General features: G+C 70.0%; 23 protein-coding genes. 9 read left to right on the forward strand and 14 right to left on the reverse strand.

What is annotated here, in order from left to right; translation table 11 throughout:
- Positions 1-31 precede the first annotated feature (31 nt).
- Positions 32-727, reverse strand: coding sequence for an ArsR/SmtB family transcription factor (locus ACWDZ6_RS26180; protein ID WP_451504789.1), 696 nt, complete (start codon positions 725-727; stop codon positions 32-34).
- Positions 728-860: 133 nt separating this feature from the next.
- Positions 861-1,505, reverse strand: a complete 645-nt coding sequence (locus ACWDZ6_RS26185; RefSeq protein WP_366734310.1) for a TetR/AcrR family transcriptional regulator — start codon at positions 1,503-1,505, stop codon at positions 861-863.
- A 65-nt stretch (positions 1,506-1,570) separates the two neighbouring features.
- On the opposite strand from ACWDZ6_RS26185, the gene ACWDZ6_RS26190 reads away from it, so the two are divergent.
- The 3 genes from ACWDZ6_RS26190 to ACWDZ6_RS26200 all read left to right on the forward strand — a co-directional run bounded on the left by ACWDZ6_RS26190 (position 1,571) and on the right by ACWDZ6_RS26200 (position 3,779).
- The gene (locus tag ACWDZ6_RS26190; RefSeq protein ID WP_451504790.1) at positions 1,571-2,722 is read left to right on the forward strand and encodes an acyl-CoA dehydrogenase family protein; all 1,152 of its coding nucleotides are present in this window, start codon (positions 1,571-1,573) and stop codon (positions 2,720-2,722) included.
- Positions 2,723-2,798: 76 nt separating this feature from the next.
- Positions 2,799-3,086, forward strand: coding sequence for a YiaA/YiaB family inner membrane protein (locus tag ACWDZ6_RS26195; RefSeq protein WP_327322503.1), 288 nt, complete (start codon positions 2,799-2,801; stop codon positions 3,084-3,086).
- Positions 3,087-3,155: 69 nt separating this feature from the next.
- Positions 3,156-3,779, forward strand: a complete 624-nt coding sequence (locus ACWDZ6_RS26200) for a TetR/AcrR family transcriptional regulator (RefSeq protein WP_451504791.1) — start codon at positions 3,156-3,158, stop codon at positions 3,777-3,779.
- Positions 3,780-3,803: 24 nt separating this feature from the next.
- Here the strand turns inward: ACWDZ6_RS26200 and ACWDZ6_RS26205 are convergent, their stop codons facing one another.
- Positions 3,804-4,265 (reverse strand): MaoC family dehydratase, encoded by a 462-nt coding sequence (locus tag ACWDZ6_RS26205; protein WP_451504792.1) that lies wholly within the window; start codon positions 4,263-4,265, stop codon positions 3,804-3,806.
- Between the two features lie 123 nt (positions 4,266-4,388).
- Here ACWDZ6_RS26205 and soxR point away from each other — a divergent pair, with 123 nt between their 5' ends.
- Positions 4,389-4,865 (forward strand): redox-sensitive transcriptional activator SoxR, encoded by a 477-nt coding sequence (gene soxR, locus ACWDZ6_RS26210; RefSeq protein WP_326648808.1) that lies wholly within the window; start codon positions 4,389-4,391, stop codon positions 4,863-4,865.
- 176 nt (positions 4,866-5,041) lie between these two features.
- Here soxR and ACWDZ6_RS26215 read toward each other — a convergent pair whose 3' ends face one another.
- Both ACWDZ6_RS26215 and ACWDZ6_RS26220 read right to left on the reverse strand, forming a co-directional pair.
- A complete protein-coding gene (locus ACWDZ6_RS26215; RefSeq protein ID WP_451504793.1) occupies positions 5,042-6,151 on the reverse strand; it encodes an RNA ligase (ATP) in 1,110 nt (369 codons plus the stop codon).
- 307 nt (positions 6,152-6,458) lie between these two features.
- Positions 6,459-7,070: a hypothetical protein gene (locus ACWDZ6_RS26220; RefSeq protein WP_451504794.1), complete on the reverse strand. Its 612-nt coding sequence runs from the start codon at positions 7,068-7,070 to the stop codon at positions 6,459-6,461.
- A gap of 204 nt (positions 7,071-7,274) precedes the next feature.
- On the opposite strand from ACWDZ6_RS26220, the gene ACWDZ6_RS26225 reads away from it, so the two are divergent.
- Positions 7,275-10,091 (forward strand): penicillin acylase family protein, encoded by a 2,817-nt coding sequence (locus tag ACWDZ6_RS26225; protein WP_451504795.1) that lies wholly within the window; start codon positions 7,275-7,277, stop codon positions 10,089-10,091.
- Between the two features lie 131 nt (positions 10,092-10,222).
- On the opposite strand, the gene ACWDZ6_RS26230 is transcribed toward ACWDZ6_RS26225, so the two are convergent.
- Together ACWDZ6_RS26230 and ACWDZ6_RS26235 are read right to left on the reverse strand one after the other, a co-directional pair.
- Positions 10,223-11,527: a serine-threonine protein kinase gene (locus ACWDZ6_RS26230; RefSeq protein ID WP_451504796.1), complete on the reverse strand. Its 1,305-nt coding sequence runs from the start codon at positions 11,525-11,527 to the stop codon at positions 10,223-10,225.
- A gap of 144 nt (positions 11,528-11,671) precedes the next feature.
- Positions 11,672-12,934, reverse strand: a complete 1,263-nt coding sequence (locus tag ACWDZ6_RS26235) for an exo-beta-N-acetylmuramidase NamZ family protein (RefSeq protein ID WP_451504797.1) — start codon at positions 12,932-12,934, stop codon at positions 11,672-11,674.
- 198 nt (positions 12,935-13,132) lie between these two features.
- Here ACWDZ6_RS26235 and ACWDZ6_RS26240 point away from each other — a divergent pair, with 198 nt between their 5' ends.
- The 3 genes from ACWDZ6_RS26240 to ACWDZ6_RS26250 are packed head-to-tail and all read left to right on the forward strand — an operon-like array spanning position 13,133 to position 16,178.
- The gene (locus tag ACWDZ6_RS26240) at positions 13,133-13,897 is read left to right on the forward strand and encodes an SDR family oxidoreductase (protein WP_366734317.1); all 765 of its coding nucleotides are present in this window, start codon (positions 13,133-13,135) and stop codon (positions 13,895-13,897) included.
- Positions 13,894-15,546, forward strand: a complete 1,653-nt coding sequence (locus tag ACWDZ6_RS26245; RefSeq protein ID WP_451504798.1) for a class I adenylate-forming enzyme family protein — start codon at positions 13,894-13,896, stop codon at positions 15,544-15,546. Before ACWDZ6_RS26240 ends, ACWDZ6_RS26245 begins: the two co-directional genes overlap by 4 nt.
- Positions 15,547-15,584: 38 nt before the next feature.
- Complete coding sequence (locus ACWDZ6_RS26250) at positions 15,585-16,178, forward strand: TetR/AcrR family transcriptional regulator (RefSeq protein WP_326648801.1); 594 nt, start codon at positions 15,585-15,587, stop codon at positions 16,176-16,178.
- Between the two features lie 94 nt (positions 16,179-16,272).
- Here ACWDZ6_RS26250 and ACWDZ6_RS26255 read toward each other — a convergent pair whose 3' ends face one another.
- The 7 genes from ACWDZ6_RS26255 to ACWDZ6_RS26285 form a co-directional block, all read right to left on the reverse strand.
- On the reverse strand, positions 16,273-17,487 hold the full coding sequence (locus tag ACWDZ6_RS26255; RefSeq protein ID WP_451504799.1) for an acyl-CoA dehydrogenase family protein: 1,215 nt from the start codon (positions 17,485-17,487) through the stop codon (positions 16,273-16,275).
- An 8-nt stretch (positions 17,488-17,495) separates the two neighbouring features.
- Entirely contained in the window at positions 17,496-18,518 is a 1,023-nt protein-coding gene (locus ACWDZ6_RS26260) for a phosphotransferase family protein (protein WP_451504800.1), read from the reverse strand.
- 174 nt (positions 18,519-18,692) lie between these two features.
- Positions 18,693-19,607, reverse strand: coding sequence for an MBL fold metallo-hydrolase (locus tag ACWDZ6_RS26265; protein ID WP_451504801.1), 915 nt, complete (start codon positions 19,605-19,607; stop codon positions 18,693-18,695).
- An 86-nt stretch (positions 19,608-19,693) separates the two neighbouring features.
- Positions 19,694-19,990: a hypothetical protein gene (locus ACWDZ6_RS26270; RefSeq protein WP_451504802.1), complete on the reverse strand. Its 297-nt coding sequence runs from the start codon at positions 19,988-19,990 to the stop codon at positions 19,694-19,696.
- 363 nt (positions 19,991-20,353) lie between these two features.
- Positions 20,354-20,671 carry a DUF202 domain-containing protein gene (locus ACWDZ6_RS26275; RefSeq protein ID WP_451504803.1) on the reverse strand — a complete coding sequence of 106 codons (318 nt, stop codon included), beginning with the start codon at positions 20,669-20,671 and terminating at the stop codon, positions 20,354-20,356.
- On the reverse strand, positions 20,668-21,066 hold the full coding sequence (locus tag ACWDZ6_RS26280) for a YidH family protein (protein ID WP_326648795.1): 399 nt from the start codon (positions 21,064-21,066) through the stop codon (positions 20,668-20,670). The genes ACWDZ6_RS26275 and ACWDZ6_RS26280 overlap by 4 nt, the downstream gene beginning before the upstream one ends.
- Positions 21,067-21,276: 210 nt before the next feature.
- The gene (locus ACWDZ6_RS26285; protein ID WP_389183107.1) at positions 21,277-21,792 is read right to left on the reverse strand and encodes an NUDIX hydrolase; all 516 of its coding nucleotides are present in this window, start codon (positions 21,790-21,792) and stop codon (positions 21,277-21,279) included.
- A gap of 112 nt (positions 21,793-21,904) precedes the next feature.
- On the opposite strand from ACWDZ6_RS26285, the gene ACWDZ6_RS26290 reads away from it, so the two are divergent.
- Entirely contained in the window at positions 21,905-23,560 is a 1,656-nt protein-coding gene (locus ACWDZ6_RS26290; protein WP_389183104.1) for an FAD-binding dehydrogenase, read from the forward strand.
- The last annotated feature ends 63 nt before the right edge of the window (positions 23,561-23,623 follow it).

A 23,623-nucleotide genomic window follows, 5' to 3' on the forward strand; every position in this document is an offset into this window, starting at 1 on the left:
GGGCGACCGTACGTCCTCGGCCGTTCGGCGCTCACCGCAATATCTCCGGCTCGATGCCGAGCAGCGCGCCCAGCGCCCGCTCGCCGGCCGCGGTCACCTTCACCGCACGCTCGGATCCGATCCGTACGCACCAGCCCGTATCCAGCGCATGCCGGCACAACTCCGCCCCGGCGACGCCGGCGAGATGCGGTGTGCGCTCGGTCCAGTCCAGACATCCCCGTGCGAGCGGACGTCGCCCCTTCCGCCGCAGATCGATGCCCAACTCGCCGAACCATGCCGTCCCTTGATCGGTCAGGGCGAAACCGGTGTCCTGGCGCAGCAGCCCCCGTACCGTCATGGCCTGCGTGATCTCGATCCCGAGCCGCCCGGCGAGATGGTCGTAGCAGGTCCGCCCGCGCGCCATGGCACTGCGCGCGCTCGCCACCCGCAGGGACCGCGGCGACGGGTCGGGTGCCGGCGTGGCATGCGAGGCGAGCTCCTCGACGAGATGCGCGACGTGTTCGTCGGTGAGGCGCACATACCGGTGCCGCCCTTGCCGCTCCTCGGCGAGCAGCCCGCCTGCGACGAGCTTGCCCAGATGCTCACTGGCGGTCGACGCCGCCACGCCCGCGTGCCGTGCGAGTTCGCCGGCGGTCCAGGCCCGTCCGTCGAGCAGTACGAGACAGAAGGAGGCGCGGGTCTCGTCGGCCAGCAGCGCGGCGAATGCGGCCAGGTCTCTGGATTGCATGACTCCAGGATCGGCCATTCACCCTTCGGCGGTGGCCGAACTGTTCCGGTGCCTCCGGTACGGGAGGTTCCACCGGAGGGACCCGTTCATGAGGGGGTGAATGAGGGACTGTCCATGACGGGCGCGCCGCCCGTCAGGTGCGTACCAGGGCCGCGTACTGGACGGCAAGGCCGTCGATGAGTGCCCGGAGCCCCGTCTCGAACGCGCCCTCGTCCACCTTCTGCTGCCGCTCGGCGAGCAGATGGGCCTGGCCGAGATGCGGATAGTCGGCCGGATCGTACGCCGTTTCGTCGTCGACGAATCCGCGGGCGAAGGAGCCGAGCGCCGAGCCGGTGATGAAGTACCGCATCAGGGCGCCGATATGGGTCGCCTGGGCCGGTGGCCAGCCGGCCCGGACCATCGCGCCGAAGACGGCGTCGGCCACTCGCAGGCCGGCCGGGCGGCGGCCCGGGCCGCGGGCGAGGACAGGGACCGTGTTGGGGTGGGCGGTCAGGGCGGCGCGGTAGGAGACGGCCCAGTCGTGGAGCGCGGTGCGCCAGTCGCGCGCGTCGTCCTCCTCGAACATCGACAGGTCGACCTGGGCGCTGATCGCGTCGGCGACCGCTTCGAGGATCTCGTCCTTGTTGCGGAAGTGGTTGTAGAGGGAGGGCCCGCTGACACCCAGCTCGGCGGCGAGCCGTCGGGTGGAGACGGCCTCCAGACCCTCCGCGTCCACGAGTGCGCCCGCCGTTTCGACGATGCGTTCTCTGCTGAGGAGGGGCTTGCGCGGTCGGGCCATGCGGCACATAGTAGGGCCTGCCAAGAAGAAACTAGCAGTGATAGTTAAAAGTGGGGTGGGCGCGAATGAACCTGGAGCTCAGCGAGGAGCAGGCAGCCGTCCGGCAGCTGGCCAAGGACTTCGTCGACCGTGAGATCACCCCGCATGTCGTCGCATGGGACCGCGCCGAGAACGTCGACAAGTCGATCGTGAAAAAGCTGGGCGCACTGGGCTTCCTCGGGCTCACCGTCGACGAGGAGTACGGCGGCTCCGGCGGTGACCACCTGGCGTACTGCCTGGTCACGGAGGAGCTCGGGCGAGGCGACTCCTCGGTGCGCGGCATTGTCTCCGTATCCCTCGGGCTGGTCGCCAAGACGATCGCTGCCTGGGGGGACGAGTCGCAGAAGCGTGCGTGGCTGCCCCGGCTCACCGCCGGTGAGGCGATCGGCTGCTTCGGGCTCACGGAACCGGGCACCGGCTCCGATGCGGGAAATCTGACCACCAGGGCTGTGCGGGACGGCGACGACTACGTCATCAACGGCTCCAAAATGTTCATCACCAACGGCACCTGGGCCGATGTGGTGCTCCTCTTCGCCCGTACCAATGACACGCCCGGCCACAAGGGCGTCTCCGCCTTTCTGGTGCCGGCCGACACGCCCGGTCTGAGCCGTCGCACCATCCACGGAAAGCTGGGCCTGCGCGGCCAGGCAACCGCCGAACTGGTTCTCGAGGACGTCCGTGTCCCCGCGGCCACGCTGCTCGGCCCCGAGGGCAAGGGCTTCTCCATCGCCATGTCCGCGCTCGCCAAGGGGCGGATGTCGGTGGCGGCGGGCTGCGTCGGCATCGCGCAGGCCGCCCTCGACGCGGCCGTCGGCTATGCCGGCGAGCGCGAGCAGTTCGGTAAGTCCATCGCCTCGTACCAGCTGGTCCAGGAGCTGATCAGCGACATCTCGGTGGATGTGGACGCGGCCAGGCTGCTGACCTGGCGGGTCGCCGACCTCGTCGATCGCGGCGAGGACTTCGCCACCGCCGCGTCCCAGGCCAAACTCTTCGCCTCCGAGGCCGCCGTGCGCTGTGCCAACAACGCTCTGCAGGTCTTCGGCGGTTACGGCTACATCGACGAGTACCCGGTCGGCAAACTGCTGCGCGACGCCCGCGTGATGACCCTCTACGAAGGCACCAGTCAGGTCCAGAAGCTGATCATCGGCCGCGCGCTCACCGGAGTCTCCGCGTTCTGACCCGTTGGGCCTCTGAGTACGCGGATGAGTACGGGAGCGGATGCGGCACCGGCCGCACCGGCCGATGCTGACCGGCATGAGTGAAACACCCGTCAAGCAGCAGAACACGGCGGCCTTCTACGGTCAGGCCGTCGCCTCCTTCGCTGTCGCCCTGGCGGCCGTCGGCCTCGGCATCCTCTATCTCGACGCTGATGCCTGGGTGCGCGGCTTTCTCGCCATCGCCGTCCTCTACCTCACCACCTCGGCGTTCACCCTGGCCAAGGTGATCAGGGACCGTCAGGAGGCCGGGCAGATCGTCAGCCGCGTCGACCAGGCCCGGCTGGAAAAGATGCTCGCCGAGCACGACCCCTTCCAAAAGCTCTGACCAGATGCCCTAAGCGCTTGCTCACCCTCGGGGTATGGTGTGCGTTCTGCTGAATGGAAGGGGCCAGTGATGAGTACGGCGGAGGACACGGCCGGCGAGGACATGCCGTGGGGTGAGGTCACGCCCGAGGCGGCCAGGAAGCTGCTCGTCGCCGCCGTCGAGGCCTTCGCCGAAAGCGGCTACCACGCGACGACGACGCGGGACATCGCGGGCCGCGCGGGGATGAGCCCGGCCGCGCTCTACATCCACTACAAGACCAAGGAAGAGCTGCTTCACCGGATCAGCCGGATCGGGCACGACAAGGCGCTGGAGATCCTTTCGGCGGCGGACGCCGGCGGCGGCACACCGTCCGATCGGCTCGCCGACGCGGTGCGCTCCTTCGTGCGCTGGCATGCCGGGCGGCACGACACCGCGCACGTGGTCCAGTACGAGATCGACGCGCTCTCCGACGACCACCGCACCGAGATCCTGGAGCTGCGGCGCCGCAGCGACGCCGTGGTGCGGGGCATCCTGCGCGACGGCGTGGAGACGGGGGAGTTCGACGTCCCCGACGTGCCCGGCACCACGGTCGCCGTGCTGTCGCTCTGCATCGACGTGGCGCGGTGGTTCAACGTGCGGGGAGCCCGGACGCCCGACGAGGTCGGCGCGCTCTACGCCGACCTCGTCCTGCGCATGGTCGCCGCTCGGAAGTAGCTCAGGAGCGGTTCCGGCCGACGCTCAGAAGTAGTAGCGGGACACCGACTCGGCCACGCACACCGGCTTGTCGCCGCCCTCGCGCTCCACTGTGACGAGGGCGGTCACCTGCACACCGCCGCCCGCCTCCTCGACATTCTGGAGGAGCGCCGACGCGCGCAGCCGCGAGCCCACCGGCACGGGGGAGGGGAAGCGGACCTTGTTGGCCCCGTAGTTGATGCCCATCTTCATGCCTTCGACGCGCAGGATCTGCGGTACGAAGGTCGGCAGCAGCGACAGCGTGAGATAGCCGTGCGCGATCGTCGTGCCGAACGGGCCGCTCGCGGCCCGCTCCGGGTCCACATGGATCCACTGGTGGTCACCGGTGGCGTCGGCGAAGAGGTCGATCCGCTTCTGGTCGACTTCCAGCCATTCGCTGTGCCCCAGCTGTTCGCCGACTCCGGCGCGCAGCTCATCGGCGGAGGTGAAGATCCTCGGCTCGGCCATGTCCCTGGTCCCTGCCTCTCAAGCGTTCACAAGCTCATTGTCTAAGCGCTTGCTCAGCATGGTTGTGCATGCGCTCTTCTGTCAACGGAAGGCTGCCAACACTCGACCAGTAGGGTTCGAGGAGTGCCACAGATTCCCGAGAAGATCCACGAGCTCACGGTCGGCCAGTTGTCCGCGCGCAGTGGCGCGGCCGTGTCCGCCCTCCACTTCTACGAGTCAAAGGGCCTGATCAGCAGCCGCAGGACCACCGGAAACCAGCGCCGCTACAGCAGGGACGCCCTGCGCCGCGTCGCCTTCGTGCGCGCCGCGCAGCGCGTCGGCATTCCGCTCGCCACCATCCGGGACGCGCTCGCCGAACTGCCCGACGAACGCACGCCGGACCGTGAGGACTGGGCGCGGCTGTCCGAGGCCTGGCGGACCGAGCTCGACGAACGCATCAAGCAGCTCGGCCGGCTCCGTGACCATCTCACCGACTGCATCGGCTGCGGCTGTCTCTCGCTGGAGACCTGTGTGCTGTCCAACCCGGACGACATCTCCGGCGAGCGGATGAGCGGCTCGCGGCTGCTGCCGGAGCGCCGGTCCGCGAAGGACTGCTGCTGACGGGGGCGCGGTGGCCGGTGCGGCCGGCCCGGTCCGTCCGGGCCCGCCGGGCAGACTGTTCGTCCTCGGTCGCCGGCCGGGTTTGAAGATCAAGCCCGGCCGGCGAGCCGCCGGCCGGCGGTGGGCCCGCACCCCCGTGACGGGCTCACCTCTTCCACGGTCCGCGCAGGGTCGCCCTACTCGTACTCCGTGCCGCCCCTGCGAGTCAGATAGGCCGGGCTGACCGCCTTGGCGATCGCGCGGCCGCCCACCACGGGGCTGTAGCGCTCGGTGGCCGGACGGATCACGACCCCCTCGCGCAGATGCAACTCGCGCCCGGACACGGTCTCCCGCCCGCTTGCCAGCTCCAGCACCTTCTCGATGTCGTACGGACCCTCGTACAGCCTTGGTACGAGCGGCAGTTCACCCTCCAGCAGCCCGGCCGGATCCAGCCAGCGGACCTGGCCGTCGATCTCCGCCGATACGTCGAATACGGCGTAACCCAGCGCCTCGGAGCGCGCGTTGGCGCCGTAGCCGAGGTCCTGCACCCCGGCGCCGTACACCTCGCCGAAGAGACCGATCCGGCTCGCCCCCAGCTTCTCGGCGAGGCGTGCCGCGACCGCGGGGACGTCATGGCCGTGCACCGCGCGCCAGTACAGATTCCGCGGATCCTCGGTGAGCGCCAGACCCTTGGCGCCGAAGCCCTTCGACGACACCTGCACCTTCCCCCGGCCTTCGGTCGTGGGGACCCCCGTATCGCTTCGCTCTCCGTCCGCCACGCTGTACGTCAGCAGGCAGGCCGAGCCGTGCAGCTTCTCGGTCAGCACCACCGGCTCACCCGGCTCGAATATCTTCGGGTAGCGCTGGATGTTCTCGATGTCGACCCACGGCAGCAGTTCGGGCGCCCGCTCCACCTCCCCGTCCATCGTGGGCGGGATGGGCGGCGACCACTTGGTGATCGAGAGGAGCTCCGCGAAGTCCGTGCCGTCGGCCGCCGCCTGCGCCAGATCGAGGTCCGCGAGCGCCCGCGGCCGGCACACGATGCCCTGCGACAGCTCGCCGCGCAGCCGCACCGCCTTGACCCGGTCGGACGCCTTGCCGGCCAGACGCCCGGTCAGCCCCAGCTCCTCGATCAACTCCGCGGGCAGCACCGCCTGTTCCGGGATGTACACGGCAGCGTCACCACTGCGGTAGGCGCCCTTGGCGACGACCGCGCGGTACAGACCCACCTGGGCCAGCTCGAGCGCATCGGCGTTCGGGTGCTCGTGAACGGTGAGCAGTTCTGCGGTGACTCGCAGCGTCGACATCGGCGCCTCCTCGGTTACGGATTGCCGTCACCACTGTGAGGGCTGTCGAGGTTGGGCGGCCACCGAATATCGGCGATGTCCGGGGCGGCGCACACCAGTTGGGCACGGACCGCGGCACGCCGGCCGTCCGGCAGGCAGAGCGTGTCCGTCGGCCCGGTCCTCCGCAGTGCCGGTCACCGGCCGGACAGGGCCCGTCCGGACGGACCGGGATGATGCCTTCGGTGGTGCCGGCCGCCACTGACAGGGCCACCGTCACCGGGTCGGCTACGCGGGGGCGCAACGACGCCGTGGCCCGCCCCCGCGTGCCTCACGCCACCGACGCCAGTTCCCTGCGCCCGGCCCTCTTGGCCGCCGCCACGGCCTCGGACGTCAGAACGGGCTGCGGCACGACGATGCCGCAGCCCGTGCAGACCGGCCCGAACCACGGTTCGTGGGCGAGGTCCTGCCGCCAGACGATGTTCGTTCCCTCGCACACCGGACAGGCCGCACCGGGATCGGTCTCCAGTGCGGAAATCAGCCGGCGCAGTACATCACCGAGCGGCGCCGCCGGATGGGCGGCGGGGATGTCGCAGCGTGCGACCCCGTTCCCGCCCCAGGTCCGGCGGTGCCAGTCGTCGATGAATCCGGGCCGCCTCAGCCCGTCGTGCTTCTCGCGTTTCCGGCGGTCGGCGAAACTCTCCTCGTACGCGAGCCAGACGGCCCGCGCCTCCTCCAACTCCTCGAGCGCGGCCACCAGCCGCGCCGGATCGGGGGCCCTGTCCTCGGGTTCGATTCTGTGCTTCCCGCACAGATGATCCCAGGTCGCCCGGTGCCCATAAGGGGCAAACCGCTCCAGGCACTTGCGCAGTGAATAGCGCCGAAGCGCCAGGTCACATCGTGGGTCGCGCACCTGTCTCGCGAGACTCCGGAAACCGGCCATCGCACTGCCACCTCCGTCGCTGGTACATCGGCGTCAAAGAGTGGACGTACGACTACCCCATCCGGCTCCATCGAAAATTCGATGGCGGCCATCAGTGGGACATCGCCTCGCCGTGCGGTGGTTCGAAAGGTGACGCATGTTCACCTTACTTGCGTGTCATACCGTCGGTAACCTCCGGCGCATCGGCCTCCCCGAGGAGCATCCATGCGACGACGCACCGGAAGACTCAGAACTGCCGTCACTGCCGCGGTGTTCGCGCTCGCCGCGGGGCTGATGGCCCCGCTGCCCCGGACCACGGCCGCAGCCGCGGCCCCCGCCGCGTCCGCCGATGGCGACCTCTGCCGGAGCCAGTGCGCCGACATCCTGCCGCCCGGCGAGAACGGCAACGCCACCCTCGCCGACATCCTCGCCCACCGCGTCCTCGGCACCCGCCCCGCCCACAGCTCCGACCAACTCGGCCGCTACGACTCCCTGGTGGGCGGCTACGGCGGACTCACCGACGCCAAGTTGACCGACTTCTTCAACGACTCCTCCTTCGGTGTCCCCGAAGGCCAGGCCGAGTCCGTCACCAGACCCCGCTCCGACGTCACGATCACCCGCGACAGGAAGACCGGCGTCCCGCACATCAAGGGCACCACCCGCTACGGCACCGAGTACGGCGCCGGATTCGCCGCCGGCCAGGACCGGCTGTGGATGATGGACCTCTTCCGGCACATCGGCCGGGGCGAACTCACCCCGTTCGCCGGCGGTGCGCTCGCCAACCAGGGCCTGGAGCAGCAGTTCTGGCCCTCCGCCCCGTACACCGAGGCCGACTACGAGGCGCAGGCGGAGCGGATCCGCACCACCGAGGGCGCCCGTGGCGAGCAGGCCATGGCCGATGCCCAGGCCTACGTCGACGGCATCAACGCCTACCGGGTGCAGTCCAAGAACGGACGGTACTTCCCCGGCGAGTACGTCCTGACCGGCCATATCGACTCGATCACCAACGCCGGTGAGATCCAGCCCTTCAAACTCAGCGACCTCATCGCCATCGCCTCGGTGGTCGGCGGCCAGTTCGGCGGAGGCGGCGGCGGCGAGGTGCAGGCCGCTCTCTCCCTGCTCGCCGCCCAGCAGAAGTACGGCCTGGTGGAAGGCACCAGGGTCTGGGAGTCCTTCCGGCAGCGCGAGGATCCCGAGGCCGTGCTCACCGTCCATGACGGCACCAGTTTCCCGTACGCCAACAAGCCCGCGAACCCGCGCGGCACCGCACTGCCCGACGCCGGATCTCTCGTCCCCGAGCAGCTCGTCCACGACAGGACCGGCGCCGCGGGCACCGACGCCAAGTCCCCGCTGCGGGTCCCGGAGAACCTCAGGCCCGCGCAGGGCATGTACGACCACGGAGTTGTCGCGCCCGGCTCCATCGGCGGCGGGCGCGGGATGTCCAACGCGCTCGTCGTCTCCGGCAAGAACACCGCGAGCGGCAACCCGATCGCCGTCTTCGGCCCGCAAACCGGCTATTTCGCGCCACAGCTGATGATGCTCCAGGAGATACAGGGCCCCGGCATCTCCGCTCGCGGCGTCTCCTTCGCCGGCATCGGTATGTACGTCCAGATGGGCCGAGGCCAGGACTACGCCTGGTCCGCCACCTCCGCCGCCCAGGACATCACCGACAGCTATGCGGTCGAGCTGTGCGCACCCGGCGGCGGCACCCCGGGCAAGGACGCCGACCACTACCTCTACCGCGGCGTCTGCACCCCCATGGAGAAAATGGAGCGCCGCAACGCCTGGAAGCCGACGGTCGCCGACTCCACCGCTGCCGGCTCCTACCGCATGCAGGTCTGGCGGACCAAGTACGGCATGGTCACCCACCGCGCCACGGTGGGCGGCAAGCCCGTCGCGTACACCTCGCTGCGCACCACCTACCGCCACGAGGCCGACTCGATCATCGGCTTCCAGATGCTCAACGACCCGTCGTACGTGACGGACGCCACGTCCTTCCAGCAGGCCGCCCACCACATCGACTACGCCTTCAACTGGTTCTACGCCGACTCGCGCACCGCCGCCTATTTCAACAGCGGCATGAACCCGGTACGGGCGGCCGACGTCGACCCGGCGCTGCCGGTCAGGGCGGAGCAGCCGTACGAGTGGCAGGGCTTCGACCCGGCGGCCAACACCGCCTCGTACACGCCCTTCGCCCAGCACCCCCGGTCCATCGGACAGGACTACTACATCTCCTGGAACAACCGGCAGGCCAAGGGGTACGCCACCGCGGCATTCGGCTTCGGCGCCGTGCACCGTGGCGATCTGCTCGATGACCGATTGGCGAAGCTGGTCGCGGACGGCCGGGTGACCCGTGCCTCGCTCACCCGGGCCATGGCGGAGGCGGCCGTCGCCGATCTGCGCGGCGAGCAGCTGCTGCCCGAGCTGCTGAAGGTGCTGCGCTCTCAGCCCGTTACGGACCCCCAACTGAACGCGTCGATCCAGCAGTTGGACTCCTGGAGCGCGGCAGGCTCGCAGCGCAGGGAGACGGCGCCCGGCTCGCACAGCTACACCCATGCCGACGCGGTACGCATCATGGACGCCTGGTGGCCGCTCTTGACCGAGGCCGAGTTCGGACCGGGACTCGGCGACGGTCTCTACCGGGCTCTGGCCGGGAACCTCGCGATCGACGGATCCCCGGCGGCCGGCCATGGCGCGACCGGCGCGCACAGCGGCTCCGCCTTCCAGTACGGCTGGTGGGCATTCGCGGACAAGGATCTGCGCCAGGTACTGGGCCTGCCGGTCCAGGGCCCGCTGGCGAGGACGTACTGCGGCAACGGTGACCTCGCCGCCTGCCGTGACGCACTCCTCGCCACGCTGAAGCAGGCCACGGCCAAGCCGGCGACCGAGGTCTACCCCGCCGACGGCAGCTGCGGCGCGGGCAACCAGTGGTGCACGGACTCGATCATCCACCGTGCGCTGGGCGGCATCACCCACCCGGGGGTCAACTGGCAGAACCGGCCGACGTACCAGCAGGTCGTGGAGTTCCCGTCACACAGGTGACCACTCATCGCCGGCCGCTCGCCAGTGACACTCACCGCTGACGGTCGGCCGGTGCCGGTCGCCCGGTGCCAGTCGCCCGGTGTTGGCCGGTCGATGACAACTGCCGTGGTTTGCACGGGCGTCGAGGCCACTCAGCGTCCGATGCGGCCGGCGGCAACCACCACCCGCGCCAGCTCCTCATGACAGATGTCGCTGTGCGCGCCCGCCGGCGGTCCGCCGCGCCGCACCACCGACGCCGTGTCCACATTGACGCACCCCGAGCCCGGAATACCGTCGCGGAGTGCCTGCTCGAGTGTTATCCGCGATGTCTGCCCAACAGCCTGTATCCCGTCGTGTCCCATCGCCCACCACCGCTTGTCCGGCCCGACCGCGCTCGCATCGTCCCCGGCGAGGCTCGACGCCAGCGGATAGATCACCCCGAGCGCGCTGTCGTGCCGTGAATAGCAGGCGACCACGGGACCGTCGACCCGGTGCTCCAAGCTGCGCAGAGCCCCGCCGCTGTGCGGGGAGTGCGGCAGGCTCGGCGCGAACGCGTAGTGGGAGAACGCTCCCTGAAGGAGCGTCAGTGACTTCACGTTCCGTACGCCGTCGGGCAGTCCGCGCAGCGCGAAGGAGACCAGCCGTGCCCCCTGGCTGTGTCCGACCAGATGGACGCGTACATCGGGGGAGGACCGGGCGAGCTGCCCGAGCAGCGGGCCGAGGCCCAGCTCGCCGACAGTCCCGGCGCGCCGCTTCATCGCGTAGTACGTCGTCTGCCTCAGCAGCTCCTTCGCGCCCTTCCACACCTTCTTCAATCCGCCGCCGATCGAGAAGGACCGAACGCCGGACTGCTCCGTCATGGCCCCGGTCTCCTCCAGTGCCAGCGTGAACTTCCGGCACATCGTGAGCGCGTCCTCGTACAGGACTGCCGGCGGCCCCTGCTCGTCCTGCGGCAGATCGTCCGTGAAGCCGGACTCGAGCCCGCCGGCCGGCACTTCGGCCAACTGCCGTGCCAGCACGCCGAACTCCGCGAACGCGGTCTCCGACTCGGGCTGCTCGTCCAGGAGCCGGGCCAGCCGTTCCACCGTCGCCCGGTGTCCGGGGAAGAGCTCGATCAGGGCATCCTGTGTCGCCTCGTCCAGCCCCGGTTCCGTCGACGGGCCGAAGACGGACGGCTTGAAGTCGGGTACCGGCTCGTCCGTGAACTTCATCGACGGCCACACGACACCCGCGTATCCGAGCCGCACACCGGGCGATGCCGCCAGCAGCCCGGGAAACGGCGCGAAGAAGGCCGAGTACAACTGGGCCGCAACGGAAGGCGAGTTGTTCCAGCCGTGCGCGAACATCACCAGATCGGTGACCTCCAGCCTTGCCAGCCGGTCGCGCTGCCGCGCATCGACATCACCGTCCTTGTCGAAGGTGATGTCCCGGTACGGCTCCACACTCATATCCGGCATGACCGGCCCTCCCCGTTTTTGTCACCTGATGACACAGCATCCTGCGGGAAGGGAGGGACGGCCATACCCGCGACATATGTCGGCCGCGGTCGGTCGAAGACAGTCAGAGCCGATCAGAGCCGGTCGTACGGTGGGCCGGGCCCGTCAATACCGCAGATACCTCTTCCGTACGGCCCGGAAGGCAGTCAGCTCGCTCTGCCACGCCCCGACCACCTCGTCCGTCCCGGCACCCGCGTCGATCATCGTGCGTACCTTCGCCGAGCCCGTCAGCTTGTCGATCCAGTTGTCCGGGCGCCAGGCGAAACCGCTCCAGGTCCGCTTCGCCGTCACCAGCAGAGCGATCCCCGTACGGACCGGGTCGTACGACTTCCGTTCGTGGACGTGGAGTTGGACCCCGCCGATCGTCTTGCCCTGGAACTTGGAGAAGGTCGGAGCGAAGTACGCCTCGCGGAAGCGGACGCCCGGCAGTCGGAGCGTGTTCACGGCCTCCGCCCACTTGCGGTCGATGCCCTCCGCGCCCAGCAGCTCGAACGGCCGTGTCGTCCCGCGCCCCTCCGACAGATTCGTGCCCTCGAAAAGACAGGTCCCCGAATAGACGAGCGCGGTGTCCGGCGTCGGCATATTGGGGCTCGGCGGCACCCACGGCAGGCCCGTCCCGTCGAAGAAGTCCGATCGCCGCCAGCCCGACATCCGTACCGTCTCCAACTCCACCGGCTTCGTCAGGAACTCACCGTTGAACAGTTCCGCCAGCTCGGTCACGGTCATGCCGTGTGCCTGGGAGATCGGCTCGCGGCCCACGAAGCTCGCGAACCCCTTGTCGAGCACGGGGCCGAGGGCGGCCCTGCCCGTCACCGGGTTCGGCCGGTCGAGCACCACGAAGCGCTTGCCCGCCAGCGCCGCCGCCTGCATGCAGTCGTAGAGCGTCCAGATGTACGTGTAGAAACGGGCGCCGGCGTCCTGGATGTCGAAGACGATCGTCTCCACGCCCGACACGGTGAAGATGTCGGCGAGCGGCTGCCCGCTCTTGAGGTAGGTGTCGTAGACGGGCAGCCCGGTCGCCGGGTCGTTGTAGCGGCCCTCGGAACCGCCTGCCTGCGCGGTACCGCGGAAGCCGTGTTCGGGACCGAAGACGGCGGCGATGTCCACCCGGTCGTCGGCATGCATGACGTCCACGATGTGGCGTACGTCCCGGGTGATCCCGGTGGGGTTGGTGACCACCCCGACCCGCTGTCCGGACAGCCGTGCGTATCCGTCGGCGGCCAGCCGGTCGAAACCGGTACGTACCCGGCCGCCGTCGCCGAACCGCGCGACGGACGCCCCCGGCCGCGCCGCGGCCGAACCGGATGTCGCCGCCAGCGCGCCCGCCGCGCCTCCGGCGGCCAGCAAACCTCGTCTGGACAGGCTCATCGGGCTACCTCCGTGACCGTCGTCCGTCATGGCCACGCACGCTAGCGCGCACACCGGCCGCGGGGAACGACCCCGCCTCCAGGTTCGCATCCGGCCTTCCGGTCCATCGGCCGCTCCCCTTACGGCCCGCCCCTTCCCTCACGACATACCGACTGGTTAGTCTGCGGTGATGGTCGGCACGCGGAGAGGCGGAGCTTGATGGGTACGGTGCACGGCGCTGGAGTTGTGGTTACGGGCGCGGGCGGCGGCATCGGCGCCGCACTCGCCCGCCGGTTCGCGGCGGAGGGCGCCCGCGTCGTGGTCAACGACCTCGATCCCACAAGGACCAAGGCGATCGCCGACGAGATCGGCGCGACCGCGGTCCCCGGTGACGCCTCGGAGATCGTGGAAGCGGCCCGCGACGCGCTGGGGGGCACCGTGGACGTCTACTGCGCCAACGCCGGCCTCGCCTCGCCCGGCGACGTCTTCGCCGACGAAGAGGTCTGGGCAGCCGCCTGGGACGTCAATCTCATGGCGCATGTCCGCGCGGCCCGCACCCTGCTGCCCGACTGGCTGGAGCGGGGGAGCGGCCGCTTCGTCTCCACCGTCTCCGCCGCCGGGCTGCTCACCATGGTCGGCGCGGCCCCGTACAGCGTCACGAAGCACGGCGCGTACGCCTTCGCCGAGTGGCTCTCGCTCACCTACCGCCACCGCGGCATCAAGGTCCACGCGATCTGCCCCCAGGGCGTGCGTACGGACATGCTGACGGCGGCCGGATCGGCGGGAGAGCTCGTCCTCGCGCCGACCGCGATCGAGCCCGAGGACGTCGCCGACGCGCTCTTCGAGGGCATCGAGGCCGACCGCTTCCTGATCCTGCCGCACCCCGAGGTCGCCGAGTACTACCAGGCCCGTGCCGCCACGCCCGAACGCTGGCTGACCGGTATGAACCACCTTCAGCAGAAGTGGGAAGGGACGGCCCGGTGACCTCGATCTACGCCGCCAAGCCGTGGCTCTCCCAGCTCACTGACGTCCAGCGCGCCGACATCACCCCGCCGGCGACCGTGGTGCACTCCTTCCGCGCCGCCGTCGAACGGGCCCCCGAGCACACCGCCCTCGCCTACTTCGACGGACGGCTCAGCTACCGCGAGACCGACGCGCTCTCCGACTCCGTCGCGGGCCATCTCGCCGCACGCGGTGTCAGGCGCGGCGACCGTGTCGCGATCATGCTGCAGAACTCCCCGCACTTCGTGATCGCGCTGCTGGGTGCCTGGAAGGCCGGCGCCACCGTCGTCCCGCTCAACCCGATGTACAAGTCGGCCGAGGTGTCGCACGTACTGAACGACGCCGACGTCACCGCGCTGATCTGCTCGGACCGTGCCTGGGAGACCTATCTGCGCGCGAGCGCCGCCGTCTCGTCCGTACGTATCGCGCTCACCGCCTGCGAACTCGATCTGCAGACCCGGAACGACGCCCGTGTCCTCGGCTTCGAGCGGCTGCCGCAGGCGGTGGACGCCGACGATCTGGTGAGCGTGGCCCGCGCCGGGCACACTGCTCCGGTGGACCGTGAACTCGCCACCGCCGACGTGGCGTTGATCAGCTACACCTCGGGCACCAGTGGCACTCCCAAGGGGGCCATGAACCTCCACGGCGGCATCACCTACAACGCCGAGCGCCAGCGCACCGGCCACCCTCTGCCCGAGGGTGCCTGTTACTTCGCGCTCGCGCCCCTGTTCCACATCACCGGCATGGTCTGCCAGCTCGCCGCCTGTATCGCCAACGCCGGCACCCTTGCGCTCGCCTACCGCTTCGAGGCGGGCGTTGTCCTCGACGCCTTCGCGGAGCACCGGCCCGCGTACACCGTGGGACCCTCCACCGCCTTCATGGCGCTCGCCGCACAGCCCACCGCCACCCGCGAGCACTTCGACTCCTTTCAGGTGATCTCCTCGGGCGGCGCCCCGGTGCCGCCCGCGCTGGTCGAGAGGTTCCGCGCCGGCTTCGGCCCGTACGTCCGCAACGGCTACGGCCTCACCGAGTGCACAGCGCCCTGCGCCTCCGTGCCGCCGGAGAAGGAGGCCCCGGTCGACCCGGCCTCCGGCACCCTCTCCGTCGGCGTGCCGGGGCCGGACACGCTGGTGCGGATCATCGACGAGACGGGCGAGGAGGTGCCCTTCGGCGAGCCGGGTGAGATCGCGGTCAGCGGTCCCCAGGTCGTGCCCGGCTACTGGAAGCTGCCGGACGCCACCGCCGAGGCGTTCCCGGACGGCGAGCTGCGCACCGGAGACATCGGCTTCATGGACGCTGACGGTTGGCTCTATGTCGTCGACCGCAAGAAGGACATGATCAACGCTTCCGGTTTCAAGGTCTGGCCGCGCGAGGTCGAGGACGTCCTTTACACCCACCCGGCGGTGCGCGAGGCGGCCGTTGTGGGCGTCCCCGACGACTACCGTGGGGAAACGGTCAAGGCATACGTCAGCCTGCGCCCTGGAGTCGACGTGGAACCGGCTGAAATCTCCGCGTACTGCGCGGAGCGGCTGGCCGCGTACAAGTACCCGCGGGTGGTGGAGATCCTGCCGGAACTGCCCAAAACGACAAGTGGGAAGATCCTCCGGCGGGAACTGCGTTTCAACAAGTAAGTTACTCAGTGGTACTGAACGAGAGGTGGGTGGCGGCAATGGCCAGGACGACGGACGGGGACGGCGCCCCTGTCCCGCAGAGGCTGCTGGCCGCCGCCACCCGGCTCTTCGCCGAACGCGGCTACGACCGCACCTCCGTGCAGGAGATCGTCGAGGCGGCCGGCGTCACCAAGGGGGCGCTCTACCACTACTTCGGCTCCAAGGAAGACCTGCTCCAGGAGGTCTACGCGCGAGTGCTCCGGATCCAGCAGGAGCGGCTCGACGCCTACGCGAACGCCGATGAGCCGGTGGAGCGGCGGCTGCGCGGGGCCGCGGCCGATGTGGTCGTGACCACGATCGACAACCTCGACGACGCGGCGATCTTCTTCCGGTCGATGCATCATCTGAGCCCGGAGAAGCACAAGCAGGTACGTGCCGAGCGCCGCCGCTATCACGAGCGGTTCCGCGCGCTGGTCGAGGAGGGCCAGCGGAGCGGGGTGTTCTCCTCGGCCACCCCCGCCGACCTGGTGGTGGACTACCACTTCGGCTCGGTCCATCATCTGTCCACCTGGTACAGCCCGGACGGCCCGCTCACTCCGCAGCAGGTCGCCGACCACCTCGCGGACATGCTGCTGCGCGCGCTGCGCCCGTAGTCGCCGTTGTGTCCTCAGTCAGCCGGGCGGGCCTGGAATCAGGCCCGCCCGGCTGACTGAGGACCGGCATCCGGGGCGGAGCCCCGGCGAATGCCTACATGTACTGCTTCAGCTCACGCCGCGCCAGCGAGCGCTGGTGCACCTCGTCCGGGCCGTCCGCCAGCTTCAACGTCCGTGCCGCGGCCCAGAGTTCGGCCAGCGGGAAGTCCTGGCTCACACCGCCCGCGCCATGCACCTGGACCGCCTTGTCGAGGATGTCCACGACCGCGCGCGGGGTGGCGATCTTGATGGCCTGGATCTCCGCGTGCGCACCGCGGTTGCCGACCGTGTCCATCAGCCACGCGGTCTTCAGCACCAGGAGACGCAGCTGCTCGACCGTCACCCGGGCGTCCGCGATCCAGTTCTGCACGACGCCCTGCTGGGCGATCGCCTTGCCGAAGGCCTCACGCGACACGGCCCGCCGGCACATCAGCTCGATGGCCCGCTCGGCCATGCCGATCAGCCGCATGCAGTGGTGGATACGGCCAGGGCCGAGGCGCGCCTGGGCGATGGCGAAGCCGCCGCCCTCCTCACCGATGAGGTTCGAGGCGGGCACCCGGACATTGTTGAAGACGATCTCGGCGTGGCCGCCGTGCGAGTGGTCCTCGTAGCCGTACACCTGCATGGCGCGCCGGACTTCGAGACCGGGGGCGTCGCGCGGAACCAGGATCATCGACTGCTGGCGGCGGATGTCGTCGCCGTCCGGGTCGGTCTTGCCCATCACGATGAAGATCTTGCAGAGGGGGTTCATCGCCCCGGAGATGTACCACTTGCGGCCGTTGATGACGTAGTCGTCACCGTCGCGCTCGATCCGCGTCTGGATGTTCGTCGCGTCGGACGAGGCGACCTCGGGCTCGGTCATCGCGAACGCCGACCGGATCTCACCGGCGAGCAGCGGCTCCAGCCACTGCTTCTTCTGGTCGTCGGTGGCGAACTGCGCGAGCACCTCCATGTTCCCGGTGTCCGGAGCGGCACAGTTCAGCGCCGTCGGGGCCAGGTGCGGGCTGCGACCGGTGATCTCGGCGAGCGGCGCGTACTGCAGGTTGGTCAGTCCGGCGCCGTGTTCGGCATCGGGCAGGAAGAGGTTCCACAGGCCCTGCTTGCGCGCCTCGGCCTTCAGCTCCTCCACGATCACCGGGGTGTCCCACGGCGAGGCCAGCTGCAGGCGCTGCTCGTGCTCGATCGCCTCGGCCGGGTAGACGTGCTCGTCCATGAAGGCGAGCAGCCGGGCACGCAGCTCCTCGGTGCGCGCGTCGAATGCGAAGTCCATGGGTGTACTCAGCCTTCCTGGAGGGTGGTGCGGCCGTGCTCGATGAAGACGGGGACGAGATCGCCGATCCGGTCGAAGCCGGCGCCGACGGTCTGGCCGAGGGTGTAGCGGTAGTGGATGCCCTCGAGGATCACGGCGAGCTTGAACCAGGCGAAGGCCGTGTACCAGGAGATGGCGGAGGTGTCGCGGCCGGAGCGGGCGGCGTACCGCTCGATCAGCTCGGCAGCGTCCGGATGGCCCGGCGCTCCCGCGGTCGTGCTGATCGGAGAGTCGGGCAGCTCCAGCCTGGCGCTGTACATCACCAGCAGACCGAGGTCGGTCAGCGGATCGCCGAGGGTCGACATCTCCCAGTCCAGCACCGCCTTGATCCGGTCGTCCTCGCCGACCAGGACGTTGTCCAGCCGGTAGTCGCCGTGGATGACGGTGGCTGTGGGGGAGGCGGGCAGCGAGCCGCCGAGTGCGGCGTGCAGCTCGTCGATGCCGGCGAGTTCGCGGTTGCGGGAGGCGTCCAACTGCTTGCCCCACCGCCGCAGCTGCCGGTCGAGGAAGCCCTCGGGCCGGCCGAAGTCGCCCAGACCCACCGACTCGGGGTTCACGGCATGCAGTTCCACGAGGGTGTCGACCAGGCCGAGCACCGTGTCCCGGGTGCGCCGGGATCCGATCGGTGCCAGTTCCTCGGCCGTACGGTACGGAGTGCCGTCCACGAACTCCATGACATAGAACGGCGACCCGATCACCGCCTCGTCCTCGCACAGCAGCACGGGCTCGGGCACCGGCACGGCGGTCGGGTGCAGTGCGCTGATCACCCGGTGCTCACGCTTCATGTCGTGCGCGGTGGCCAGCACATGCCCGAGCGGCGGCCTGCGGACGACCCAGCGGCCGGTTCCGTCGGTCACGGAGTACGTGAGGTTGGAGCGGCCGCCCTGGATCAGCCGGGCGCTGAGCGGTCCGCTCACCAGACCCGGACGCTCGCGGTCGAGATAACCGCGCAGCTGCTCGGGATCGAGGCCTGGCGGGGGGACTGAGCTCATGGTTGGCACCTCCGGGGGCGCATAGGAACGGATCCGGTTCATGATGACCGACCAGTCGGTATGTCGTCCAGTGCGCGGCGGAACCCGGGTCCGGATCACACCGCGTCGGATCACATCCAGGTGGGTCCGTGACATACGGGAACCAGGTCGCTGTCGGTCAGGCGGCGGGACCGCTCAGGCGTGGCAGGCCACCGGCACGCCGCCGTTCATCGCCGCCATATCGCCGAAGACCAGCACGGGATCCAGTGGCGAGCCCTCCGGCTGCCCGTCCAGCTCCACGTACGCCCGGTGCAGATTCGCCACCAGGCGCTCACTCTCCCGCAGATCGGCGAAGCCCCCGAGATCCGCCTCACGCGCCGTCTCCAGCGGAGTGCGCCCCTTGGCGCGTCCCTCCTGGGCCAGCTCGGCGACGTACCGCAGATAGCGCTCCGTCGCGTCGTAGGCCGACGGGTCGGTGACCGGACCGTGGCCGGGGACGACCGTCGTCGCGTCGAGCGAGCGCAGCACGTCCAGTGCCCGCAGGGACCCGCTCAGCGAGCCCATCGGGATGAAGGGCGTGCCGCCCTGGAAGATCAGGTCCCCGGTGAAGACCACCCTTTGCCGCGGCAGATGCACGATGGTGTCGCCGAGGGTGTGCGCGACGCCGCCGGGGTGGATCAGCCGCACCTCGATGTCACCGACATGGACGGTGAGCCGGTCGTTGTACGTCACGGTGGGCGCGGTGATCGTGATGTCGCCGAAGTCGGTCCGCGGCCACATCAGATGGAGCTGATGGCCTGCCGACAACTGCTCGCTGCGGCACAGGTCGTGCCCGATCACCACGGCTCGCGGAGTGAAGACCGTGTTGCCGTAGGTGTGATCGCCGTGGTGATGCGTATTGACGATGGTGCGGGGCAGCGGGACGCCGCTCGCCAGGACCGCCTCACGCAGCGCTCGCGCCCGCCGTTCCGTGGCGGCGGTGTCGATGAGGAGGGTCGACTCCCCGTCGCTGACGAACCCCGCGTTGTTCAGGCACCAGCCGCCGTCCGGCTGGACATAGGCGTGCACTTCCGGGGCGAGCCGGATGGTGTACGGATCCGTTGCAGACAACTGAACTCCCCCGGGTCAAGGCCGAACCGAGCGGTAACAGACTGCCAGTTGGCCGGGGCGCGGGGGAAGGCGGGAGCCGGCCGTGCTCAGTGGTCGTCCCAGTGGCCGTCATGCTGGGCGTGCCGGTGTCCGTCGTGGACGTAGTCCATATGGTCGCCGTGCTTCACGGCGGGGTGCCCGCAGCCCGGGCCGTGATCGTGCGCATGGCCGCTGTGCGAGACATGCTCGCCCGGCTCGCACTCGTCCCAGTGCCCGGAGTGCGCCCGGTGGAGGTGGCCGTCGTGCGCGTAATCCACGTGGTCGCCGTGCGGAACCTCGGTATGTCCGCAGGCCGGACCGTGCGTGTGCTCATGCGTGGGATGTTCGTGGTGGAGAACGGTCATGACGCTCACCTTTGATGTGATTCGTGGCGTTCTGTCGCTCTTCAGGCTAGCCGTCGGGACTCTCTCCGTCCGTGTCCCGGCCCCGTGCCACGCCCGGGAAACAGGATGACCGCGCACACCGCGCAGGCGCGCGCCGACCGGCCCGGGGCGCTCGTGCAGACCCGGCCTGCGCCGGCGCTGACCGCGGCTGAGGGTCGGATTCCATGGGGACCGGACCTTCCCGCCGGAACAGGCGGCCGAGGCCCAAGCGCCGGACGCGGAGGGCCGCACCCGCGGCAGGATCGTCGTCACCGTCGACCGGGCGGCCCGAACCGACCGGAAGCCCGAGCCGACCGGAAGCCCGAGCCGACGGGAGGCCTGAGCTCAGACGATCACCGCGACCGCGAAACCGGCCAGGGCGACCGTGCAGGCCACGGCTGCCAGCGCGGCGCGGCCCGGCAGCGCCTGCGGTCTGGGGCCGGTACCCAGCGCGTGCACGCGCCGGTGAGCCACCCGCAGAAAACCCAGCCACACCAGGGCACTGCAGGCCACCGCGATGAACCCGGCAGTGCCCAGATCACCGCCGGCCGCCTGCCGGGCAGCGAGCACGGCCGCCACGGTGAACGCCAGGGTGGTCCTGCGCCACGCCAGCCGGGTCCGCTCGGGCTGCAGCCCCGGATCCCGCTCCGGCCCTGCGGTCAACGCCCGCCCTCCCAGCCGAAGAGAACGACCACCACCATCGCCACCGCGACGACGGCGATCACCATGCTCAGGAGGGTCGGGAACCGCGAAACGGGCAGGTCCTCGCCCCGCCGCATCGCCCGCTCGCACCGCACCCAGTGATTCACAGCGCGCAGCGCGCACAGCACCCCGGCGCCCAGCAGCCCGAGCGCCATCCCCGCGCGCAATCCCCAGGCCAGGTCCGGCAGAAACTGGTCGACCGCGAACCCGCCGCCGATCAGTGCGAGCGCCGTACGCAGCCAGGCGAGAAAGGTCCGCTCATTGGCGAGCGAGAACCGGTAGTCGGGAGTCTCGCCCTCCTCCCGCACCCGCTGGGGCGCGAACCACAGCCGCAGGCTCTGTCCGATTTCGCTCACCTGCCGCACCCTACCCGCGGAGTTGTCAGTGGCCCCGGCCACCGGGCGGCGGTACGCGGGAGCCGCTGTCCGATCCTCGGCAACTCCATCCGGCAGCTGCCGAGTCGGGCCGTACGGGACGGCAGCACGATCCCGGTCCGTGGCAGCGGCCACACCCCCGCGCGCTTCCCCGGCGCCGGGCATCACCTCCGACCGGGCACCGACGCCCGGTCAGGAGGGCCGCGTACCCGACTCCCGCACCCGTTCGTACGCCGCGAGCCCGTCCGGCACCCACTCCCACTCACCGAGCCGCCGCTCCAGCTCATCCTCCGGCAGGAAGTCGTGCCAGGCGATCTCCTCGGCCTGAGGGTGCACGGGCAGCTCGCAGCGGACCTCGTACACGGCCGACCACCAGGTCTGCTCGCCGTTCTCGTACAGGAACTTGAACAGCGGTTCGGGCCGGGGGAGTCCTCGGACCCCGAGCTCCTCCTCGGCCTCGCGCAGCGCCGCCTCGTCGTAGCTCTCGCCCGCGCCGACGACGCCGCCGACGAACATGTCGTACAGCGAGGGGAAGACAAGCTTCGTCGCCGTACGACGGTGGACGAAGATCCGGCCCTCCGCGTCCCTGACGAGGATGAACGCACAACGGTGGCGCATCCGGCGGGCGTATGCCTCGCCGCGCGGAGCCTGGCCTATCACCTCGTCGTTCTCATCGACGATGTCCAGGATTTCGTCAGCGGGAGTCATGCCCCCATCCAATCACCGGCCGACCGGACTGTTGACTAGTTACTGACCCGTACCGAAGATCGGACCACCGCACGCGCCCCTGACACGGCCGAGCCCGACAAGGATGGAACTCATGGCGTACGACGCTGATGTGATCGTGATCGGGGCAGGGCTGGCAGGCCTGGTGGCCACCGCGGAGCTCGTCGACGCGGGGCGCAAGGTCATCCTTCTCGACCAGGAGCCCGAGCAGTCCATCGGCGGGCAGGCGCACTGGTCCTTCGGCGGGCTGTTCTTCGTCGACTCGCCCGAGCAGCGGCGGATGCGGATCAAGGACAGCAGGGCCCTGGCGCTCCAGGACTGGCTCGGCACCGCCGGGTTCGACCGCGACGAGGACCGGTGGCCGCGCGAGTGGGCCGAGGCATACGTCGACTTCGCCGCCGGCGAGAAGCGGGCCTGGCTGCACGCGCAGGGAATGCGGTTCTTCCCGGTGGTGGGCTGGGCCGAGCGCGGCGGATACGACGCCACCGGCCACGGCAACTCCGTACCGCGTTTCCACGTCACCTGGGGCACCGGACCCGGCGTGGTCGCACCCTTCGAACGCCGGGTCCGGGAAGGCGTCGCGCGCGGCCTGGTCCAGCTGAGGTTCCGGCACCGCGTCACCGGGCTGAGCGGCAGCGCGGGAGTGCTGGACACCGTCAGCGGCGAGGTCCTCGAACCGTCCGCCGCCGAGCGCGGCACCGCGAGCAGCCGGGAGGTGGCCGGCGCCTTCGAGTTCCGCGCGCAGGCGGTGATCGTCACCTCGGGCGGCATAGGCGGCAACCACGATCTCGTACGCGCCCAGTGGCCCGAGCGGCTCGGCACCCCGCCCCGGAAGATGCTCTCCGGCGTTCCCGCGCATGTCGACGGGCTGATGCTCGGCATCGCGGAGGGCGCGGGCGCGAGCCACATCAACCGCGACCGGATGTGGCACTACACCGAGGGCATCGAGAACTGGAACCCGATCTGGGCCAGGCACGGCATCCGCATCCTGCCCGGCCCGTCCTCCCTCTGGCTGGACGCGCGCGGCAAGCGGCTGCCCGTCCCGCTCTTCCCCGGCTTCGACACGCTCGGCACGCTCGAACACATCATGAAGTCCGGTCACGACTACACCTGGTTCGTGCTCGACCAGAAGATCATCGGCAAGGAGTTCGCACTGTCGGGCTCCGAGCAGAACCCGGATCTGACCGGGAAGTCGATCCGCGATGTGATCGGGCGCGCCAGGGCCGATGTCCCGGGCCCGGTGAAGGCCTTCATGGACAACGGCGTCGACTTCGTCGTCGAGCACGATCTCTCCGCACTCGTACGAGGGATGAACGCACTCACCAAGGAGGCGCTGATCGACGAGGCGGAGCTGCGGCGCGAGATCACCGCGCGGGACCGGGAGATCAAGAACCGGTTCACCAAGGACCTCCAGGTCACAGCCATCCGCGGGGCCCGCAACTATCTCGGCGACAAGCTCATACGTACCGCCGCACCGCACCGCATCCTCGACCCCAAGGCCGGACCGCTCATCGCCGTACGGCTGAATATCGTCACCCGCAAATCCCTCGGAGGCCTGGAGACCGACCTGTCCTCGCGGGTGCTCGGCGAGGACGGCCAGCCGCTGGCGGGTCTGTACGCGGCGGGCGAATCGGCCGGCTTCGGCGGCGGCGGGGTGCACGGCTACCGCTCGCTGGAGGGCACGTTCCTCGGCGGCTGCATCTTCTCGGGGCGGGCAGCGGGGCGGGCAGCGGCGAAAGCGGTGGGCTAGGGCGGATGCCGGCCCGTCCGGAGATCGAGGGCGGGCCCCGAAACGCCACTTGCCGACGGAGTG

It is taken from the genome of Streptomyces sp. NPDC002926 (genome assembly GCF_053591755.1).

What these genes read in the sequence shown, in the direction of transcription:
- ACWDZ6_RS26180 (WP_451504789.1), bottom strand. Translation starts at nt 727, where the DNA reads ATGCAATCCAGAGACCTGGCCGCATTCGCCGCGCTGCTGGCCGACGAG.
- ACWDZ6_RS26185 (WP_366734310.1), bottom strand. Translation starts at nt 1,505, where the DNA reads ATGGCCCGACCGCGCAAGCCCCTCCTCAGCAGAGAACGCATCGTCGAA.
- ACWDZ6_RS26190 (WP_451504790.1), top strand. Translation starts at nt 1,571, where the DNA reads ATGAACCTGGAGCTCAGCGAGGAGCAGGCAGCCGTCCGGCAGCTGGCC.
- ACWDZ6_RS26195 (WP_327322503.1), top strand. Translation starts at nt 2,799, where the DNA reads ATGAGTGAAACACCCGTCAAGCAGCAGAACACGGCGGCCTTCTACGGT.
- ACWDZ6_RS26200 (WP_451504791.1), top strand. Translation starts at nt 3,156, where the DNA reads ATGAGTACGGCGGAGGACACGGCCGGCGAGGACATGCCGTGGGGTGAG.
- ACWDZ6_RS26205 (WP_451504792.1), bottom strand. Translation starts at nt 4,265, where the DNA reads ATGGCCGAGCCGAGGATCTTCACCTCCGCCGATGAGCTGCGCGCCGGA.
- ACWDZ6_RS26215 (WP_451504793.1), bottom strand. Translation starts at nt 6,151, where the DNA reads ATGTCGACGCTGCGAGTCACCGCAGAACTGCTCACCGTTCACGAGCAC.
- ACWDZ6_RS26220 (WP_451504794.1), bottom strand. Translation starts at nt 7,070, where the DNA reads ATGGCCGGTTTCCGGAGTCTCGCGAGACAGGTGCGCGACCCACGATGT.
- ACWDZ6_RS26225 (WP_451504795.1), top strand. Translation starts at nt 7,275, where the DNA reads ATGCGACGACGCACCGGAAGACTCAGAACTGCCGTCACTGCCGCGGTG.
- ACWDZ6_RS26230 (WP_451504796.1), bottom strand. Translation starts at nt 11,527, where the DNA reads ATGCCGGATATGAGTGTGGAGCCGTACCGGGACATCACCTTCGACAAG.
- ACWDZ6_RS26235 (WP_451504797.1), bottom strand. Translation starts at nt 12,934, where the DNA reads ATGAGCCTGTCCAGACGAGGTTTGCTGGCCGCCGGAGGCGCGGCGGGC.
- ACWDZ6_RS26240 (WP_366734317.1), top strand. Translation starts at nt 13,133, where the DNA reads ATGGGTACGGTGCACGGCGCTGGAGTTGTGGTTACGGGCGCGGGCGGC.
- ACWDZ6_RS26250 (WP_326648801.1), top strand. Translation starts at nt 15,585, where the DNA reads ATGGCCAGGACGACGGACGGGGACGGCGCCCCTGTCCCGCAGAGGCTG.
- ACWDZ6_RS26255 (WP_451504799.1), bottom strand. Translation starts at nt 17,487, where the DNA reads ATGGACTTCGCATTCGACGCGCGCACCGAGGAGCTGCGTGCCCGGCTG.
- ACWDZ6_RS26260 (WP_451504800.1), bottom strand. Translation starts at nt 18,518, where the DNA reads ATGAGCTCAGTCCCCCCGCCAGGCCTCGATCCCGAGCAGCTGCGCGGT.
- ACWDZ6_RS26270 (WP_451504802.1), bottom strand. Translation starts at nt 19,990, where the DNA reads ATGACCGTTCTCCACCACGAACATCCCACGCATGAGCACACGCACGGT.
- ACWDZ6_RS26285 (WP_389183107.1), bottom strand. Translation starts at nt 21,792, where the DNA reads ATGACTCCCGCTGACGAAATCCTGGACATCGTCGATGAGAACGACGAG.
- ACWDZ6_RS26290 (WP_389183104.1), top strand. Translation starts at nt 21,905, where the DNA reads ATGGCGTACGACGCTGATGTGATCGTGATCGGGGCAGGGCTGGCAGGC.